The sequence below is a fragment of the Streptomyces sp. NPDC048671 genome (assembly GCF_055587045.1).
Genome location: NZ_JBVJHB010000008.1, coordinates 51,338 through 70,222, shown reverse-complemented (window position 1 = coordinate 70,222; position 18,885 = coordinate 51,338). Strand labels below are relative to the sequence as shown.

Here is an 18,885-nt window from a genome sequence, read left to right as displayed (position 1 = left end):
CCGAGTGACTGCCGAGGGGACGGCGCGAGGCCCGCCGGCGGCCGGTGGTGTGATCACCACCCGCACCGAATCCGGCGGGCCCTCGTGCGTTCGTTCTCCTTCGGCAGCGGTTCCTGTCGTGGTGCCCGGTCGTGGTGCCCGGTCGTGGTGCCCAGGAGTGGTTCCGCCGGAGAGCGGAGGCCTTTACGCCCAGCTGGTCATGGTCGGGGTGGGATCCCCGGCGGCCACGGCGGTGACGATCACAGCCCCCAAGGTCATCCCGGCCAGGATTCTCGCCCGGCGGCCGAACGCGTCCTTGTTCCCCGGGCGCTCCGGGGCATCCGTACCGGATTCGTCCCGCAGTTCCTGCGCCGCTGTGACGTCGAGTTCCTGCTCGTGCATCCTGTACTCCCTGTGTCGGTGATTTCCTGTGAGCGGGTCGGTGCTTTCCTGCGAGTGGGTCAGTGTGAGGGGGCCGGTGCCGGTCCCGGCCTCAGCAGCAGGACCGAGGGCACCTCGGTCGCGCAGGCCAGCCGCAGCAGGCCGTAGCCGATTCCGGCAGTGCCGTACAGCAGGCCGGGGGTGGGTACCTCGCCCGGTGTGCCGCACCGGGCTCCGTACTGTTCGACAGCGCCGAGCAGGCGTCGGCCGAACATCTTCCGCAGACGACGGGCCTCCTCGTACCCGGCCTGTTCCAGTTCGACGAGTGCGTCGACGACACCCAGTTCGCCGTTGCACAGCGACTGGTCGCGCAGGGGTTCGTGTGCCGCCGCGGCGGCGAGGAACCGGCGTACCAGGGGCTCACCGTCCGGCCGCCCGGCCGCTCCCATGGCCGCACCCGCCAGCCCGGTGCTCCAGCTCAGGTCCCGGTCCCCCGGGTACGGCGCCGGGGCCCGTCCGGTGGCCCAGCGGACGCCGGCACCGCCGTGCAGGAAGCCCCCGTCCTCGTCCCCGCCCCCGTCCTCGCCCCCGTCCCCGGCCTCGCCGTCCAGCCGGGCGGCGAGGGAATCGGCGAGTTCGCCGGCATACCGTTCCCCGGTCTCGGCATGCACGGCGCGCAGCGCCGCGAGACCCCCGGCCGGGCCGAGCCCGATCCCCTGCTCCTGCTCGTCGCAGGTGAGCGAGGAGGCCAGCGCGGTCAGCGCCGCGGGCACGCACGCGCGGAGCCGGGCGTCGTCCAGCAGGGTTGCCAGGCGGGCCAGCGCGTAACAGATTCCGCCCAGTCCGAAGAAGCCGCCGGGACCCACCTGCCGGGCCAGACCGGCGTGCTGCGCGAGGCCGCGGACCAGGTCCGGCAGCGCTCCCGCGGCGTGCCGCGCCACCGAGGTGTAACGGTCGATGCCGGTGAGCCGGCCCAGCTGGGCCAGGAACAGGGCCGGCCCCGGATACCCGTCGGCCAGGCCGGCTCCGGACTGCTGCACCGCCCACCGCTGCCCGTCCAGTGGTTCCAGGCCGATCCAGTTGGTCCTGCCGGTGTTGCGCACGGACGTGGCGATCACCTCGTCGCCGAGCCGGCAGGCCAGGGCCAGCAGCCGGCCGCGGTCCAGGGGCTGGGGGGTCACCGGCCGGGACCGGGCCGCTCCGGCGGCCGGTACGGCCTTGGTCGCCAGCGCCGCGGCGATCAGCCACGTCTGCCTGCGCAGATCCGCCTCGCTCATCCGGTGGATCTTGCCGAAGGCGGTGTCGAGGCCGCTCGACGCGAGGGTGACGGGCACCGGGGTGCCGTGCGCGGTGCGCAGCGTGCGCGAGTCGGTCGTGCCGGTGAACAGCGGAACGTCACCGGCCATCAGCTCCGCCCGTTCGTACACCGCCAGTTGCCGCAGGTGAGCGCGGCCGGCCTCGGTGTCCAGACCGCTGAACGCCGCGGCGCGGGTGTCGGGACCGGTGAGGCGGTCCGGCTCGGTGGCCTCCGCCAGCATGGCGGCGTAGACATGGCTCGGCCGGACCACGACCCGGATCGGCTGCCCGGCGAAACCCGCGAGCACTCCGCCGGGGTCCGTCAGTTCCCCGGCGTGGTGCAGTACGGCGCGGTACCCGGCGGCGAATCCGGTGTGCAGGTGCGTTCCGTACTCCAGCGGGTCCACCGGGCTGCCGTCGAGTACCGGACGGTTCGCTGCGCCCGGGTAGGAGACCCTGCGCCGGACGATCCTCATCGTGTCGGTGCCGAGGTCGGCCCAGTCCGGTACCAGCAGCGAGCGGGAACCGTCCCGGCCCGCGCCGAACGCGGAGATGTCGACCTGGCCGGCCTCGGTGTCCATCAGCCACGGCAGCAGCCCGGTGCGGGCCACCGAGTCGTTCAGGGAGGCGAGGGCCGGATCGTCCCCGTGGTCGGTGCGCGGGCTCCAGGCCGGGTGGAACAGCGTCTCCACATCGACCACGACCGGCTGGCCGGCACTGGCGATGACGTTCTCGCAGTGCAGGTCGACCGCGTCGATCGCGTAACACAGGGCCAGGAGTGCGCCCTGCCGGCGGTAGAACGACTCCACATCGCCCACGTCGGTGCACGCCGTCGCGGGAACGAACTCGGCCCATCCGTAGCCGTCACGGGACAGGAGTGCCACCCCGGAGGGCGCCAGATCGGGCAGGATCCCGCGGAACCAGGCCAGCAGCGCGTTCCAGCTGCGGTGCAGGCCGAGCGGCCGGGGCTTGTACACCAGCCGCTCACCCCGGGCGAAGCGGAGCACGGCCACCGTCCGGCCCCCGGCGTGCCGGTCCCCGGCCCCGAACCCGACCCCGACCAGGCGCGCCGTCAGGGCCGTCGGCAGCACCTCCGCGGCCAGCGCACGCCGGTCGGCGGCGAGCCGGTCGAGCAGTTCCGTGAGCGCCGCGGCGGTGTTGACGCACTCGCCGGCGAGCAGACCGGCCAGCATCGGGTGACGCGTGAGCAGATCGGTCAGCCGGTCGCGCCGGGCGAGGCCGCCCAGGAAGGAGCGGTAGCGCTCGGGGCCGGTGGCGCCGTGCAGCACACCGGCGGCGCGTGCCGACGCCAGTTCGCCGGTCAGTACGCGCCCGGCGAGGCGGGCCAGCCGCTCGGCCAGGGTGGCCGCCACCTCCTGCCAGACCGCGTCCAGGTCGACGGCCTCGGACCGGGCCCGCCGTGTCACCTGCTCGTGGGCCGCGGCCATGAACGGTCCGAACGGGTGGACGAGTTCGCTGATCGAACCGGCGTCCGCCGTCGGCGGATCATCGGTGGCGGGGGCCAGCGCAAGCACGTGTGCGAGGAACGCCTCATGCTCTCCCCTCAGCTGCTCGGATGGAGTGGTCGCAGGGACCGTCTGCCCGTTCGTTCGGTTGTCCACGGTCACAAGGGTGCTCACCGCGCGCCGGTCCGGCATGGGTATTCGTTGCCCAGATTCGTAAGCGGTACCCACGGCCTCTCCCGGTGTGCCGTGCCGGAGGCGTCCCCGGCCGGCCGTTCGTCTCTTCCGCCGGCGTCCGGAGCGGGGCCGCGTGCACGGTCCCTCTCCGGACGGAGAGGGGCCTCGCGCACGGTCCCGGATACCTTCGTTCGCCCGTATCTCCTTACGGGGAAGGCTAGTTACAATCCCCGCATGCGAACCCGCGCCGCCACCCACGTCGGCCGTCCTGCCGAACTGGCAGCTCTGAGCGCGGTTCTCGGGGAGGCGCGCCGCGGCCGGGGCACGACCGCGTTCCTGACGGGCGAGCCCGGAATCGGCAAGTCCCGCCTGCTGAGGGAAGTGCTCGGCTGCGCCGTGGACGCCGAGATGGTGGTCCTGCGCGGGCGCGGCAGTGTGACCGGGCCACCCGTGCCGTTCCGGCCGCTGACCGAGGCCCTGATGTCCGTCGCCAGAACGCTGGACCCGGAACTGATCCGGCAACTGGGCCCCTACCAGCGGGTCCTGGGCCGGCTGGTGCCGGACTGGGAGGACCCCGGAGGCCAGTACGGGGACGCGTCGATGGTGGTGCTCGGCGAGGCCGTGCTCCGGCTGACCGCGCTGGTGGGCCGGGAACGGGGCTGTGTGCTGGCACTGGACGACCTGCACGAGGCGGACCCGGAGACCCTCGCCGTGGTGGACTACCTGGCGGGCAACCTGAGCGGGCAGCCGGTCGCCGTGGTGGCCGCGGTGCGCACCGAGTCGCCGGAGGCGCACCTGCTCGCCGATGAGGTGTGCCGGCGTAACGACGGGGTCGCGTTCCCGCTCGCCAGGCTCGGCCGGCCCGAGGTTCACGAACTGGTCTCCACCTGCCTGGAGACCGAGCCGGCACTGATACCGGACCCGGTCTCGGACCGGCTCTTCCACGACAGCGCGGGCAATCCCCTCATGGTGGAGGAACTGCTGCACAGCATGATCGCCACCGGTGAACTCGTACACGCGCAGAAGGCGTGGCGGCTCACGGGCACCACCGTCGGCTCGGTGCCTCCGACACTGGTCCGGCTGATCAGCGCGAGGGCCGACCGGCTGGGCGCCGGCGGATCGCGGCTGCTGTCCGTCGCAGCGCTGCTGGGACGCCGTTTCCAGCTCACGCTCGTCCAGCAGGTCCTCGGTCTGGACGACCAGCACCTGCTCAATGACGTGCAGTCGGCGGTGGACGCGCAGCTGCTCGCGCCGGACGAGGGGATTCCGGGCTGGTACGCGTTCCAGCACCCGCTCGCCGTCGACGCGCTGCGCAGCAGGCTCGGCCCCGGTGAACTGGCCCGCACGGCGCGGCAGGCCGCCGAGGCGGTGGAGGTCGTCCACCCGGGCCTTCCGGGGGAGTGGTGCCAGCTGACCGCCCAGTTGCGGGAGCGGGCGGGTGAGCGCACGGCCGCCGCCCGGATGTACCTGGAGTGCGGTCGCAGAGCCACCGTCGCCGGTGCGCCCGGCTCCGCGGTCGCCGTGCTCGAACGAGCCCGGGAGGTGCTCGGCGGGCCCCAGGACCTGGCTCAGCACCATTCCCTGTTGACGGAGTTGCTGGAGGCGCTGCTCGAGGCCCTCGCCGATGACGGCCGGCTGGACCGGGCGCTGGCCGTGGCGGAGGAGCTGACCGGGCTGGCGCCCGGCGACCGCACCCGGCAGATCGACCGGCACATCCGGCTGGCCTGGGCGGCGCAGGTGGCCGGGCAGTGGGCGCAGGGCGACGCGCAGGTGACGGCGGCCCGGGAATGCCTGCCAGGAGCGGCGACCGAGGCGCAATTGGCCTCGCTGGACGCGGTGGCGGCCTACCTGTCCGTGCTCAGCCCGGCGGTGGACCGGATGGACCGCTGCGTCGGGCTCGCGCGCAGCGCGGCACGGCGGGCGGAGCGTGCCGGCCTGCCCCTCGTCGTCTGCCAGGCCTGGTACATCCTCGGGTTCGCCGCCCGCGAGCGTGACATGGCGGAGTCCGACGCGTGCTTCCGCCGGTGTCTGGACTGTGCGGTGGAACACGGGCTGACGGCCTGGCGCAACTACGCGCTGGTCGGTCTCGGCGGGAACGCCTGGCTGACGCTGGGCGACGCCGGTCCACTGCGCCGGGCCCACCAGGAGCTGCTGCGGGGAGGCGCGCTCACCCTCGCGCAGAACGCCGCCGCGGTACTCGGTCTGGACAGGGTGCTGACGGCGGACTTCGAGCGGGCCGAGGAGGAACTCGACGCGTCGCTGGCCGGGAGCCGTGGGCTGCGGCTGGTCGGCGTGACGCACTACGTGCTCATGGCCAGGGTCGTGCTCGCCGCGCATCGCGGCCGGCGGGACCAGATGCTGGAGGCGCTCACGGAGTTCACCCGCAACGGCGGTGACGAGTCCGGTGAGGCGCTGCTGGTGCACGGGCTCGGCCGCGCCGTCTGCGCGCTGCTGGAGGAGGACCGCGCCACGGCGGAGCTCGACATGGCGCGGGTCGCGGCCGAACAGGAGCTGAGCCAGAGCCCGTTCCACCTCGACGGGCATCACGGCCTCGGACTGCTGCTCGACGTGCTCGCCGGGCGGGCCGGTGACGCGCGCCTGCACGAGGTGGCCGCCATAGATGCGGCGGGGATGCGGTGGAACCGTCATTTCGTCGCGCTGGCGGAGGCGGTTCTCGCCGGGCGGCGGGGTGACTCGGCCGGGGCGAGTGAGGCGATGCGCCGGGCCGACCTGGATTCGCGGCCCTTCGCCATGGCCCGGTGCCTCGGTCTGCGTCTGGTCGCCGAATCGGCGGCGGACGAGGGCTGGGGGCGGCCGCGGGAGTGGCTGCGCGAGGCGGAGGAGTACTTCCACCGTGCGGAGGTGGGGCCGGTGGCCGGTGCCTGCCGGACGATACTCCGGCGGCTCGGTGAGCCGGTCCGGCAGCGACGGTCCGGCACCGACCGCATTCCGGAGGCACTGCGCAGGCTCGGGGTGACGGCACGCGAGTTCGAGGTGCTGGAGATGATGCCGGGCAAGCTGAGCAACAAGGCGCTGGCGGCACGGCTCCACATCTCACCCCGTACGGTCGAGAAGCATGTGGCGAGCCTGTTGCAGAAGACGGGGCTGCCGGACCGCGGCGCCCTCTTCGACCAGGTGGCGGACCTGCTGCTGCGGGAGTGAGCCTCCGGACGCAGCCGGTCGGCTGCGTCCCCGGTACGCAGGTCCTCTCCGGGTGAGCCGGTGCCGGCGGCCGTTGCGCTCCTCGCGCGAGGTTCCGAATCCGGGTCGGTCCTACCCATGTGCCGGGGGCGGCGCGGTCGGATGATTCCACTGCCGCGACCACGCGGTGACGGATGACGCGCAGAAGGGGGCCGCCGTGGAACTCGGTGAGCGGGCGGGGCTTGAGCCGGCACCGCGTGGAGAAGCGGACATGACGCGGTGTGCGGTGGCGACGGGCGTCATGACGCGGTGCGCGGTGGTGACGGGCGTACGACCGGGGTGCCGGCCGCAGTGGCGGACTCCACCCCGGCTGTCCCGCCCGGAGGTGCTCGAACTCGCGCTGTGGGCCGCGGGTGGCGATCCGCGTCTCGTGGTGTCCGGCCGCGGCGGACAGTCCCTCACCGCCGGGCCCCGCCCCGGTGCCGTGGCCGGGGCGGGCGACGAGGCGCTCACCAGGGCCCGGTGCGCCGTCCGTGCCGCGCGGGAGCGCCAGCGCCTCGGCCGGCACGCCGAGGCCGCCGCCCTGGCGGACACGGCTCTGCTGTGGGCCCGGCGGGCGGGTTCGGAGCCGGAACGGGCAACCGCGCTGAGCGTCCTCGGCGTCTCGTTGTGGCACGGCCCCGAGCCCGTGTCCGCGGCCGTCCTCCGTCTCCGGGGTCTGCTGGAGGAGCACGGTGAGGAACGGCCCGCCGCCCGCCTGGCGCTGGCCGTTCCGCTCGCGGTGCTGCACGGGATGCAGGAGCGCTGGACCCTCGCCCGTGCCGCCCTTGACCTGGTGCGTTCCGTGGCGGTGGAGTCCGATCCCGCGAGCGGCGGTGTGCTGGTGTCCGTGCTGACGGCTCGGGTCGAGTCGCTGGCGGGCCGGACCCTGCCGGCCGTTCGGCTGCTGCGGGCCGCGGCGGACGCGCACGGCCTCGGCCTGTTGCGGGACGCGGTGCGCTGGGCGGCCGTTCGGCTGCTGACCGACACGGACCGGTACGAGGAGGCGGCACGGTGGCTGCCTCGGGGCTGCCCGCCTCCTTCGCGCACGGTCGGTGGAGGCGGTGCGGCGTGGACCGTGGGTGAGGTCCGGCCGGCCGGACTGGCGGCGCGGATCGCGGCGGCCCAGGGGCGTACCGGGGAAGCCCGGACGCTGGCGGAGCGCGCGGTGGGTGAGGCGGCGGCGACCGACTCCCCGTTGGCGCAGGCGCTGGCCCGGCTGGACCAGGCGGAGGTGCTGAGGCTGACGGGCTGCCGCGACGAGGCGCGCCACGCGGTCTCCCTGGCGGGATGGGGCTTCGCACGCAAGGGGCATGTGCCCGGCGTGAGCGACGCGACGGTGCGGCATGCCGCGCTGGCGTCCGTCGTGCGGTCCGGCTGACGGTCGGCCGCCGGCCTCTGACGTCCGGCGGCGTGCCACGGAGCGAGGGCCGGTACCCGCCGCTGTCCGACCGGACCGTGGAGCGGGCCATGAGGGGCAGGCCATGAGGGCAGGCCATGAGGGGCAGGAAGGCCGGGTCGGCCTTCCTGCCCCTCAGAGGTTGTACCCGTTCCATCACCGGCGGTTCCGCAGCCCGCGGACCGCTCGGTCAGTGCCCTGACCGTCCGTGTCTGCCCCGAGGAGCCCCGTCCAGTGCGGCGAGTGCGCGTGCTGGGCGGTGCGCCGGGGCGCACACGGTCGGTAGAGACACTGTCAGACGCTGATGATGCTGTGCATGACGCTGCTGGTGGTGTCGTCGGAGATGCTGATCGTCATCGACGACAGCCCCTGCCCCGCCGACGATGCCAGTTCCTCCGTGTCGACGAAGGTCCGGTACCCGTCGATGAGTTCGTGAGCGCTCATGTCTACTCCTTGACTGCTGTGAAGCCGATCAGCAGGTGTGCTCGGCGGTGAGCGACAGGGACACGCCGATGGTGATGGTGACGGTGATCGGCGACTGCTCCTCGACGGCGACGACGGACTGCGCGGCCAGCTCCTCGGCGTCGGTGTAGGCGTTGAAACCGTTCATCAGGTCCTGAACAGACATGAGTGTCTCCCTCTGTGAGTGTGCGTTCGGTGACTGGCCCTCAACGGCCGTTTGCCGTCGAGCGCGGTACAGATTATTGACTTAGTAAGTCATTTTGCATGACACGTTGTGTCAGTACTGCTGGGGTGAGCGGTAGCCCCGAAGGCGGGACGACGGGTGGGTTCAGCAGCCCGACTCGTACGTGGCCACCACGCTCGCGACGCTGATGATGCTGATGGTGATCGGCGACTGCTGCTCGGCGACCGAGGTGTTCGTCGTCGCCGCCAGCTCCTCGGCGTCGGTGTAGGCGGCGAATCCGCTCATCAGGGTCTGGGTGGACATAGGTGTCTCCTTCGGTGGGGCGGGGGTGGGTGACCCCCGCCCGTCGGTTCCCGTCGGTTCCCGTCGGGGTGTGACTCATTTCTATGACCTCGGGAAGTTCCTGTCAACATCTGTGACTATATTTGTCATGCACCTCGACTCGGATGGGCGTCACCGTGTCATGGAAGGGTGCGTCCTCATGGGGTGACGGCTACCGCCCCTGGCAGCTCGGCGACGTCGTAAGCTACGGAGCGATCCTTGACACGCGTGCGGAATGGACGGCGGATGGAACTGTTGGCCCAACCTGAGTTCGGGCGGCTGCTGCGCAGACTTCGGGCCGAGCGCGGACTGTCACAGGCGGACCTCGTGGGTCCGAAGGTGTCGGCGAGCTACGTCTCGCGCCTGGAGTCCGGCGGCCGGGCGGTGACGCCGCAGGCGGCGGCCCACCTCGCGGAGCGGCTCGGCATCGCGATCGACGTCTTCCGGATCGCCGCGGGTGCGGTGAGCGCGGACCGGGCGCCGGCGCTCCTGGCCGAGGCCGTCGCGGCCCTCGACGACGGTGCTCCCGCCGAGGCCGTACGGCTGCTCACCACCTGCGCCGCGCTGCCCGACGTGTCCGCGGACCACGCCTGGCAGGTGCTCTGGTACCTGGCTCGCGCCCACGAGAGGCTCGGGGACGTGCGGGCGCGGCGGGACACGCTGGAACGCCTGCGCCCGGTGGCCCAGGAGTCGGGTATCACCCCGCTGCGGGTCCGGGTCCTGGCCGGGCTGTCCGGCTGCGACCTGGCGCTCGGGGAGTCGGAGTCCGCTGTCGCGCGGGGGCGCGAGGCACTGGCCGTGGCCACGGGCGCGGGCGCGGCCGACGCCGAACGGGCGGCGGCGCTGCTCGCCGTCGCGGCGGCCGAGGTGGCGACGGGACGGCTCGGCGAGGCGGAGGAACACGCCGGCCTGCTGCTGGAGCGGACCGCGGAGATGTCCGGGCGCCGGCGGGCCCGTGCGCTGTGGGCGGTCGCGGCGGTGCACACGGCGCGCGACGCGCACGATCGGGCCCTGCCCCTGCTGGAGGAGGCCCTGGGCGCCGCGGACGCGCGGGGCGACCTGCTTCTGTGGGCCAGGCTGCGCCTGGCGGCCGTCTCCGCGTACGTCGAGGTGCACGGCGCGATGGCGGAGGACCCGGAGCGTTGGTGCCGTGAGGCGGAGACCGCGCTCGCCATGATGGACGACGGGGCCGGTTACCTAGGCGAGTTGTGGGTCGTCCAGGCGCGGGTCGCCTTTCACCGGGGCGAGTTCGCCGCCGCGGCCCGGCTGTGCCGCGATGCCCTCACCGGCTCCGGCACGATGAACCGTCATGACCGTGTCCGGACCGAGATCCTGCTGCACGAGGCGGAGTTGGCCGACGGCGCGGGCGAGTCCGCCGCAGCGGAGTTGCGGCGGATCGCCGAGGAGGCGACCCGTTCGGGCAGCCTCGATCTCGCCACGCGCGCGTGGAAGGCCCTCGCGCAGGCGGCGCTGCGGGGCAACTGAGTCTCACGAGGTCTCACGAGGCGCGTCCGCGCGCACCCGCGCGGCGTGTACACGAGGCGCGTCCGCGCGGGGTGTACACGAGGCGCGTCCGCGCGGCGTGTCACCGGGTCGGGGCCGCGTGGCGTGTCGCGAGGCCGCGTCCGTGCGGCGTCTCACGGGCCGGGTCCGCGCGCGTCTTACGAGACCGCGTCCGCGCACACCCGTGCGGCGTCCCAGCCCTCCTCGTTGTCGGGTGACTCCGCTGCGTCCATGGCCTCCGAGACCAGGTCCAGGTAGACGAACAACTGTTCGTGCCAGGCGACGTACGCGGCGAAGTCGTGGGCGTGGGTGAGGCTCCGCAGGGCCACCGCCCGGCGGGCCGCGGCCGGGGACGGCTGCCTGCCGTAGCCCTCCAGGAACGCGCCGGCCAGGGCGGTGTAGTCAGCGGGGCCGCAGACGCCCCGGCGGTGTCCCGCGGCCATCTCGGCGAACTCGGCCAACTGCCAGGTGATGTCGAACTCCCAGGAACCGAAGGTGAGTTCCTCCCCGGTGAGCAGCACCGGGCGTCCCGCTCCGGTGGGCAGGACCAGCGTGCCGAGGGCGGGGCCGCCGTGCAGCAGGACGGGGGGCAGCGGGCCGTGGGCGGCGCGCTCGCCCCAGTCGGCGATCAGCGCCAGCCGGCGTCTGCCGAAGCGGGACCGGGCCTCGGCGTGCAGCCGTGGTGCCGCGCCCGGCCCGGTGCCGGTGCGCAGCCACCGGGCGAGCCGGGCCGGTGCCGGGGGCACGGTGGGCAGCCGCTCGGGCGCGGGCCGGTCATGCAGCATCCGCAGGGTCGTTCCCAGGCCGCGCACGGCCTCCCGTACGGATGCCTCGGCGCCCGGGGCCGCGATGCGGAGGACCGCGGCCGCCGAACGGGTTCCGGGCGCGGGGTAGCGCAGCACGCCGGCCTGACGGGGGTCCGGCGTGGCCAGGGCGAGGCCGACCGGGGCCCCGGCGGACACCGCGCGCACCGCATCGGCGGTACGTGCGCCGGGCAGCGGAAGGGGGGCGTCACGGGACGGCCCCGGCCGGCGGGCCCACACGTGGCCGCCGGCGGGCACGGCCAGAATCGCGGTGAGAATGTGCCGGGTGCCCAGCTCGCGGGCGAGACGTTCGTCCGGCGCCGGCCGGATGCCGGTGCCTGGGGCCGCGTCAGACGGGGCGGGCATCGCAAGCTCCCTCCGTCCGCGTGAGCGCGGACCGGCGTCGGGCGATCAGGTCGAGCAGCGCGGGCAGCGGCGCCGCGACCGAGGCGTCGTCGCGGCCGGTGGAGGCACTGCGGCCGGGGTGGGGTGGTGCGACCAGCACGTTGTCGTACCGTTCGAGCGCCGTGAGGTGGTTGCGGTAGGCCGGGCCGGCCTCGGCGCCGGGCGGAAGCGCGGGGGCGAGGCCGATCACGGCTCGGGTGCACTGGAGTGCCATCAGTACCGGCGTGTCGGCCAGTCCCTGCGCGAACCGGCCGATGAAGTTCAGGCCGGCGGGATGCACCGCGACCGCGTCGGGCCACCGGGCGAGTTCGACGTGGTCCAGGTGTGGTGCCGCGGCATCGGTGGTGCCCGGCCATACGTCCAGCAGCACCTCGCTGCCCAGGATCGCGCTGAGGGCCGCCCTGCTGACGAACCGGTCGGCGCTGCGGGTGACCGCGAGGCGGACCTCGGTGTGCGGGTGGCTGGTGCGCAGCCAGTTCAGCCAGAAGGGCAGGAAGGCCACGCTCAGGGCGCCCGTGCCGAAGAGCAGCAGCCGGGACGGTGCGGGCGGTGGGCCGCCGGGCGACGCGGCCGGCTGCTCCCGACCCGGCCCGGCGGTGTCCGCTCCCGTTGCGCCGGTGTCTTTCGGATCCCCGGCGGTGTCCGCTCCTGTCCCGGCGGTGTCTTTCGGATCCCCGGCGGTGTCCGCTTCCGTTGCGGCCGTGTCCTTTTCCCGGCCGGCCATGTCGGCACTCGGGTCAGCCATGGTGCTCCTTCACGGCTGTGAACACGTCCTCCAGGTCCGTCAGCGCCTCCTGGAGGCCATGGGTGAAGTGGACACCGCCGACGTTGAGGATCACCTCGTCGATGCCGGCGGCGCGGTGCCGTGCCAGTTCGCGGGCGATGTGCGCCGGGCTGCCGTAGACGAACACACCTGCCTCCACCAGCTGTTTGGCCTTGAGCAGGCTGTCGTCCTCGGCCCGCACGTTCACCCCCGCCCGGCGCAGCATGTCGAGGTAGTGGGGGGCGGCGAGGTGGGCGGAGACCACGGCGGCGGCGAGGCGCGCCGGGTCGCGTCCGGGGCGGTCGACCGCGAGGTGGACCACGGTCGCCACCCGGGGAGGACACCGGTCGCCGGCACCGTCCAGCAGAGCGGGAGCCAGCACGTCCCGGACGTACGAGGCCGGAGTGAGCCAGGTGATGGCGACGTCGGTCACGGCCGCGGCCGATCGTGCCATGGCGGGCCGCAGCACACCCGCGCCGATCTCGACGGCCGGGTGCGGGCGGGTGGGTGTCAGCGAGGTACGCAGGCGCTGGTACTCGCCCGTCAGATCGGCCGTGTCGCCGTCGAGCAGGGCGCGGGCGGCGGTGAGGAACTCCGTGGCCGCGGTGCGCGGGCTGCGGTACGGCGCTCCGTGCAGTGAGGCGACGAAGCCGGGGGTCGCGGTTCCGTAGCCCATGACCACGGTCCGGCCGGTGATCAGTGCCAGGGAGCGGGCCTGCGCCGCCGCGTCGTACGGGGTGCGCAGCGGTATCAGGGAGACGCCGGTGCCGACCGGGAGACGCAGCCCGCGGCCGGCGAGGTGGGCGAAGAGCTGGAGCGGGTCCAGGCGCAGTGACTGGCCCGTCCACAGGCGGCGGGCGTTGTGCCGGACCGCCAGTTCGGCGTAGGGCAGGGCGTCGTCGACGGAGTCCGGCTGGTGCGGGATCATCACGGCGGGCGTGGCCCGCGAGGACATGGCCATGGCGTGGGTCCAATCGTGGATCAGCGTCCGGAGGTGGCGAGCCGCCCGGTCGGACTGGGCAGTACCTCGCGGGGCGAGGTGAGGTTGTGAGCGGGGTCGGCCGGGTCGATTCCGGCCTCCAGCAGGCTGTCGTGCACGGTCTGAACGAGAGACCGGGCGGCGGGATCCTGGGCGTGTGCGACGAGGCCCGCGGCCACCGCGGACGCCCGGTGTTCGCCGAAGCTGACCCGGCGCATGCCGGCCCGGCCGTCGTCGGGTTCCCAGGCGGCCCCGACACCGGGGGCGAGTTCGCGTACGAAGGCCGAGACGGTGGCGCCGAGTCCGGGCAGGCCCTGGGCGGCGCCGGCGATGAGTTCCGCCGCGTCCCAGCTCTCCGGGCCCAGGTAGACCACACAGGCGTCCTGGCGGGGATAGCCGATCCGGGAAGAGGTGATCTTGGCGCGGTACGGGACTCGTTCGCACTCCAGCAGGCCCAGCACGTCCGCCCAGATCCGCGGGGCCGCGTCGGGCCCGGTGACGTGCAGGTAGATCCGGAGCGTGCCGGTGGAGCGGGACCTGGCGGCGGTGGTCCCCTCGCAGAGGAAGAAGCCGGGTGACACGGCGGGCCGGGCGGCGTCCAGACGGACCCGGGCGCGGGTGCCGGTGCCCGCACCGGTGGTGTCCACGCGTTCGCGCGCCACCGTCACCCGTACCCCGCCGTCCAGCGCGATGGGGACGCCGGCCTCGTCGCCGTCGCCGAGCAGCTCCACGGGGCGCGTGATGTGGCGGTGCGGCATGGCCGCGAGCAGCCGCGCCTCAAGGGCGGTGTCCCGCAGCGACCTGGGAGCCGTCGTCTCCTCGTCGGTGCGGCCCATGTGGTGGCGGCGGTAGAACTCGGCGGCGATCACCGCGCGCAGGGACCGCGGGTCGTCGGCGGTCAGTTCCCGCTCGCCGACCAGGGCGCTCGTGGCGCCGTCGGCGACGCTGGTCTCCCGCAGAATGCGCAGGATCGCGGGCGCCAACGGGGCCTCCGCGGCCGGGATCGCCGGGGCGTCCGGGGTGCTTCGAACGCTCTGGCTGCGTGGGACGTCCGGAATGCTCCGTGTGGTCCGGGTGCTCGGGGCGGTGCTCATGCCTGGGTTCCCTTCCAGCCGAGTACGGACACGAAGGCGTCCGGGGAGAGCAGGGCGGTGCGGCCGATACCGGCGGCGGCGCGTTCGGCGGCGCCGAGGCGTGCGCTGCGTTCGGACGTGGCGAGGAGCCGGTCGAGCAGGTGCCAGCCGGCGAACGCGGTGGCCCGGGTCAACAGCTCCGGGTCCTGTTCGGTGGAGTCCGGCCGTGCCTGCGTGTAGGCGTCGTGGAAGGCCGCGATCAGCGGGGTCACCCTGGCCAGTTCCGCGATGCCGGTGGCGACGACCTCGTCGTGGGACACGGGTGCTCCGGGAGCCTGGGGCAGGCCGGCCGGCACCTTGAGGACGGCCCGGAAGAGCCAGTCGCCGGCGAATGCGCCGAGGTCACGGGCCGGGTCGCCGAGACGGAACTCCTCCCAGTCCGTCAGGAGCATCCGGCTGCCGGGCGCGGTGAGGAACTGGTCCAGACGCAGGTCGCCGTGGATCGGGGTGCGGGGCGCACGCGCCTCGTCGCGCCTGAGGCCGTGCAGTGCCTCGTGCAGCGCGGGGTCGCCCTGGAGCAGCCGCCACGCCTCCAGGGCGCCGGCGCTGGCCCGGGTGTAGAGGGCCCAGGGCAGGGACCGCAGGTGGCCGAGGGGCGGCAGTGGCAGCGGGGTGTCCTCGATGTCCGCCCCGCCGGCCGGCCGCAGTGAGTGCAAGGTGGCGAGGATCCGGCCGGCTTCCCGCGCGAGCGGCGTCCCGAACTCGTCCTGGGCGGCCAGGTCGCTGCCCGATGAGGCGTCCGCCACCAGCTCGAAGGCCAGGAGCCGGGCCGCCTCGTCCGATCCGATCAGCCGGGGGCGGGGGAGGGACGCCTCATCGGCGGCTGCCGAGACGACCTGTTCGAAGCCGAGTACCCGGCGGAAGCGGCGCAGCGACTGCGCGGGCTCCCCGCTGATGTGTTTGACGAAGACCGGCGTGCCATGGGTGGTGGTGCCTGCCCAGTTGTCGTTGCGGCCGGGGTAGGCGCTGAGCGATTCCTCGGTGAGGGAACCCACCCCCAGACGCTGCAGGAGATCCGGTACGGCGGGGAAGTCGGACAGATCCGCTGGGGCGATCCGACGGCGCGTGCGCTCGTCCGGCGTCGCCAGAGTGTCATTCGGCATGACCGAATGGTAGTCACCCACTTCCGTCACATGTCAAGGACCAGGACATTTTTGGCATGAAACTTGACAAGCTCGGGGTCCGGTCGTGTACACCAGTCAATGTCTTGCGCAGCGTGCCGCTGCGAATGTCGGCGACCCGACGGAGGAACAGCCATGTCGGCCGAACAAGTACACCCGGAACCCCCGCGCACCCGACTGCGCGTGCTGCGCCAAGTGATGAGGGACAGGAAGAACACGGTCCCCGCCGTGCTCCTCGCGCTGGCCGCGACTGCCGCGTCGCTCACCGTGCCGCTGGTGGTCCGCAACATCGTCAGCGAGTTCTCCCAGCACCACTCCGTGACAAATTATGTCATGTTGATGACAGTGCTTGCGCTGGCCGGGGCGGTGGCCTCGGCCCTGTCGTCGTTCCGGCTGGCGCGGGCCGGCGAAGCCATGGTGCTGACGGTCCGGCAGCGGCTGGTCGCCCATGCGCTGCGCCTGCCGCTGTCCGACGCCCGCCGGGTCGGTGTCGGTGAACTGGTCTCCCGCGTCACGTCGGACTCCTCCCAGCTGCGGTCGGTGGTCGACATCGGCGTCACCCAACTGCCGATGGCCGCGCTCACGGTCACCGCCACCCTGATCATCATGGGCCTGCTCGACTGGGTGCTCCTGCTCATCGTGCTGTTCACGTTCACGGTGGCCGGGCTGGCGATCACCGTGTTCATCAAGGGCATCCGGCAGAGCAGCGCCGACCAGCAGGAGGCGCTCGGTGAACTCGCCCAGCGCTTCACCTCCGCACTCGGCGCCCTCACCACCATCAAGGCCTGCCGGGCGGAGACCCAGGTCACGGGCGCCATCGACGGCGACGCGGCGACCGCCACCGGCGCCGCGGTCACCGCGGCCCGCCGTCAGGCGTTCGTCACCCCGATCATGGGGCTCGGCCAGCAACTGGCCCTGATCGGTGTCGTCCTGGGCAGTGGCACGCGGCTCGCCACCGGCTCGCTGAGCATCGCCGAGTTCGCCGCGTTCCTGCTGTACCTGCTGCAACTCCTGGCACCGCTCTCGCTGGTGACCAGCGGCATCGCCCGGCTCCAGCTCGGCTTCGCCGCGCAGGCGCGTATCGAGGACGTCCTCTCGGAGGAGCGCGAGGACGCGTCGCGGGAGCCCCGTCCGCTCGACGAACCGCGCGACGTCCCGGTCTCGGTCCCCGGCACCCTGCCCGGCACGGTCGCTCTCCTGTCTCCCGCCGGGCTCACCGACCCCGGTGCGCCCGCGGTCGAGTTCGACCGGGTGGAGTTCAGCCACGACGGGAAGCACCGGGCCGTCGACGACCTGTCCTTCACGGTTCCCCGGCGCGGGGTCACCGCCCTCGTCGGCCCCTCGGGCGCCGGGAAGACGACCGCGCTGAACCTGGTGGAGCGCTTCCTCGTACCCGACGGCGGCGCCGTCCGGCTCCTCGGCCGTGACACCGCGCTCTGGCCGCTGGACGAACTGCGCGGCCACGTCACCTACCTCGATCAGGCGTTCACCCTCCTGGAAGGAACCGTCAGGGAGAACCTGCTCCTCGGCCGCACCTCCCCGGCCACGGAGGACAGCCTGCTGGCCGCACTGGCGGCGGTGGGGCTCGACGAGGCGGTCGCCCTGCTGCCCCAGGGGCTCGACACCACGGTGGGCCGAGGCGACGACCTCTCCGGTGGCCAGCGTCAGCGGCTCGCGCTGGCCCGGGTGCTGCTCACCGACGCCCCGGTGGTTCTGCTGGACGAACCGACCTCCCAGCTCGACAGCATCAACGAGAACCGGCTGCGCGAGGTGGTCGACCGGCTGTCCCGGGACCGGGCCGTCGTCGTCGTGGCGCATCGCATCTCGACCGTCCGCCGGGCCCAGCGCATCGTCGTCCTGGACGAGGGGCGCTGCCTCGACTCGGGCACCCACGACCAGCTCCTGGACCGCTGCGAGATGTACGCGGAGCTGGTACGGGGACAGCGGCTCGGTCTCCGTGTGGGCGCAGGTGTCTGAGCCGGCCCGCCGCACATCCGTCGCGGCCGACACCGGCCGTATCCGGCGCCTCACCCTGCCCAACGGCCTCCGGGTGGTGCTCGCCCCCGAACACGGCACCGGCGTCTGCGCCGTCGGCCTGCGGTACGGGGTGGGGTTCCGCTCGGACCCGCCGGGGCGGGCGGGGCTCGCACACCTGCTGGAACACCTGATGTTCCGGCGGCGCGGCGCGCGGGGCGACGCGGAACTGGCCGGCGGGTACGCCAACGCGGCGACCGGGCAGGACTCCACCGACTTCTACCACGTGGTCCCGGCCGGTCTGCTGGGCAGCGCGCTCGCCGCGCAACGCGGACGGATGGACGCGCCGCCGCCGGACGCGGCGGTGCTCGCCACCGAGCTCAACATCGTCGCGGAGGAGATCCGGCGCAACATCACCGGCCGTCCTTACGGCGGATTTCCCAAGACCGTGTTGCCGCCCCTGCTTTACCGCACCTACGCCAACACGCACGACGGCTACGGGGACATGGAGGCGCTCGGACACGTCACGCCGCAGGAGTGCCGGAACTTCTTCGACCGGCACCACGCTCCGGGCAACGCCGTCCTCACGGTGATCGGCGCCTACGAACCCGAGGCGACACGGCAATTGATCGAACGGAAGTTCGGCGATGTGCCGGCCCGGCCGGTGCCGCCGTGGGAGGCCCCGTGCGAGCCGGAACAGGTCACCGACCGCCACGGACGGCACACGGATCCGCTCGCGCCGCTGCCCGCCGTCTGCGTCGGCTACCGGCTCCCCGACCCCGTCGCCGACCTGGACGGCTACCTCGCGCATGTGCTCCTTGCGGCGCTCGTGGAGCAGCGCCTTCGCGAGCGGCTTGTGCGGCGGGAGAACCGCGCGGTGGCCGTGACGGCGGGCTGCGGACTGATCGGCGGGGCGTTCGCCGCACGCCACCCGGTGACCCTGGCCTGCACCGTCACCCACACGGAGCGGATGGGCGCGGAAGAGGTCCGGGGCGCCCTCGACACCGAACTCGCCGCACTGGCCGCGGACGGCCCCGCCCCGGACGAACTCCGCGTGGTCGCCAACCGCTGGATCGGCGGCCTGCTGCGTCACCATGACGCGCCCCACGCCCGGGTGCGCGCCATCGGCGCCTTCGAACTGTTCCACGCGGACGCGGCCCTGTACGAGCGTGTCCCCCGGCTGCTGGCCACGACCTCGACGGCCGCGACCGCCGAAGCCGCGGCGCGGCTGCGCGACGCGCACCGCGCCGTCCTCACCCTGGCCCCGCAGGAGCCCGCCCGCCGCACCCAGCCCCCCGTACCCGGACCGTGAGGCAGACATGACCCACAGGACGACCGCCACACCAGGCAGCCCACGCCGTA

General features: G+C 73.6%; 15 protein-coding genes. 5 read left to right on the top strand and 10 right to left on the bottom strand.

Going from position 1 to position 18,885, the window contains the following annotated elements:
* Positions 1 to 183: 183 nt before the first annotated feature.
* On the bottom strand, positions 184 to 381 hold the full coding sequence (locus ACZ6S6_RS17275; protein ID WP_362953237.1) for a hypothetical protein: 198 nt from the start codon (positions 379 to 381) through the stop codon (positions 184 to 186).
* A 59-nt stretch (positions 382 to 440) separates the two neighbouring features.
* Positions 441 to 3,278, bottom strand: coding sequence for a type 2 lanthipeptide synthetase LanM family protein (locus ACZ6S6_RS17270; protein WP_469706138.1), 2,838 nt, complete (start codon positions 3,276 to 3,278; stop codon positions 441 to 443).
* Positions 3,279 to 3,530: 252 nt separating this feature from the next.
* On the opposite strand from ACZ6S6_RS17270, the gene ACZ6S6_RS17265 reads away from it, so the two are divergent.
* Both ACZ6S6_RS17265 and ACZ6S6_RS17260 read left to right on the top strand, forming a co-directional pair.
* Positions 3,531 to 6,458, top strand: a complete 2,928-nt coding sequence (locus ACZ6S6_RS17265; protein WP_469706137.1) for a helix-turn-helix transcriptional regulator — start codon at positions 3,531 to 3,533, stop codon at positions 6,456 to 6,458.
* Between the two features lie 250 nt (positions 6,459 to 6,708).
* Positions 6,709 to 7,857 (top strand): hypothetical protein, encoded by a 1,149-nt coding sequence (locus ACZ6S6_RS17260; protein WP_469706136.1) that lies wholly within the window; start codon positions 6,709 to 6,711, stop codon positions 7,855 to 7,857.
* 312 nt (positions 7,858 to 8,169) lie between these two features.
* Here the strand turns inward: ACZ6S6_RS17260 and ACZ6S6_RS17255 are convergent, their stop codons facing one another.
* From ACZ6S6_RS17255 to ACZ6S6_RS17245, 3 genes are all read right to left on the bottom strand, one after another.
* Positions 8,170 to 8,319 carry a hypothetical protein gene (locus ACZ6S6_RS17255; protein WP_363068044.1) on the bottom strand — a complete coding sequence of 50 codons (150 nt, stop codon included), beginning with the start codon at positions 8,317 to 8,319 and terminating at the stop codon, positions 8,170 to 8,172.
* 28 nt (positions 8,320 to 8,347) lie between these two features.
* Positions 8,348 to 8,503, bottom strand: a complete 156-nt coding sequence (locus ACZ6S6_RS17250; RefSeq protein ID WP_362953232.1) for an LxmA leader domain family RiPP — start codon at positions 8,501 to 8,503, stop codon at positions 8,348 to 8,350.
* Positions 8,504 to 8,665: 162 nt separating this feature from the next.
* Positions 8,666 to 8,824, bottom strand: a complete 159-nt coding sequence (locus tag ACZ6S6_RS17245; RefSeq protein WP_469706135.1) for an LxmA leader domain family RiPP — start codon at positions 8,822 to 8,824, stop codon at positions 8,666 to 8,668.
* A 264-nt stretch (positions 8,825 to 9,088) separates the two neighbouring features.
* Between ACZ6S6_RS17245 and ACZ6S6_RS17240 the strand changes: the two genes are divergently transcribed.
* Entirely contained in the window at positions 9,089 to 10,327 is a 1,239-nt protein-coding gene (locus ACZ6S6_RS17240) for a helix-turn-helix domain-containing protein (protein ID WP_469706134.1), read from the top strand.
* A gap of 176 nt (positions 10,328 to 10,503) precedes the next feature.
* Here ACZ6S6_RS17240 and ACZ6S6_RS17235 read toward each other — a convergent pair whose 3' ends face one another.
* Genes ACZ6S6_RS17235 through lxmK form a run of 5 tightly spaced genes read right to left on the bottom strand, consistent with a single transcriptional unit; the run spans position 10,504 to position 15,531 of the window.
* A complete protein-coding gene (locus tag ACZ6S6_RS17235; RefSeq protein ID WP_469706133.1) occupies positions 10,504 to 11,514 on the bottom strand; it encodes a hypothetical protein in 1,011 nt (336 codons plus the stop codon).
* Positions 11,498 to 12,298 carry a flavoprotein gene (locus ACZ6S6_RS17230; protein ID WP_469706132.1) on the bottom strand — a complete coding sequence of 267 codons (801 nt, stop codon included), beginning with the start codon at positions 12,296 to 12,298 and terminating at the stop codon, positions 11,498 to 11,500. The genes ACZ6S6_RS17235 and ACZ6S6_RS17230 overlap by 17 nt, the downstream gene beginning before the upstream one ends.
* On the bottom strand, positions 12,291 to 13,277 hold the full coding sequence (locus ACZ6S6_RS17225; RefSeq protein ID WP_362953227.1) for an LLM class flavin-dependent oxidoreductase: 987 nt from the start codon (positions 13,275 to 13,277) through the stop codon (positions 12,291 to 12,293). Before ACZ6S6_RS17225 ends, ACZ6S6_RS17230 begins: the two co-directional genes overlap by 8 nt.
* A 20-nt stretch (positions 13,278 to 13,297) precedes the next feature.
* Complete coding sequence (locus ACZ6S6_RS17220) at positions 13,298 to 14,389, bottom strand: T3SS effector HopA1 family protein (RefSeq protein ID WP_469706131.1); 1,092 nt, start codon at positions 14,387 to 14,389, stop codon at positions 13,298 to 13,300.
* Entirely contained in the window at positions 14,386 to 15,531 is a 1,146-nt protein-coding gene (gene lxmK, locus ACZ6S6_RS17215) for a class V lanthionine synthetase subunit LxmK (protein WP_362953225.1), read from the bottom strand. Before lxmK ends, ACZ6S6_RS17220 begins: the two co-directional genes overlap by 4 nt.
* Positions 15,532 to 15,684: 153 nt before the next feature.
* Here lxmK and ACZ6S6_RS17210 point away from each other — a divergent pair, with 153 nt between their 5' ends.
* The gene (locus ACZ6S6_RS17210; RefSeq protein WP_469706130.1) at positions 15,685 to 17,526 is read left to right on the top strand and encodes an ABC transporter ATP-binding protein; all 1,842 of its coding nucleotides are present in this window, start codon (positions 15,685 to 15,687) and stop codon (positions 17,524 to 17,526) included.
* On the top strand, positions 17,519 to 18,835 hold the full coding sequence (locus ACZ6S6_RS17205) for a M16 family metallopeptidase (RefSeq protein ID WP_469706129.1): 1,317 nt from the start codon (positions 17,519 to 17,521) through the stop codon (positions 18,833 to 18,835). The genes ACZ6S6_RS17210 and ACZ6S6_RS17205 overlap by 8 nt, the downstream gene beginning before the upstream one ends.
* Positions 18,836 to 18,885 lie beyond the last annotated feature (50 nt).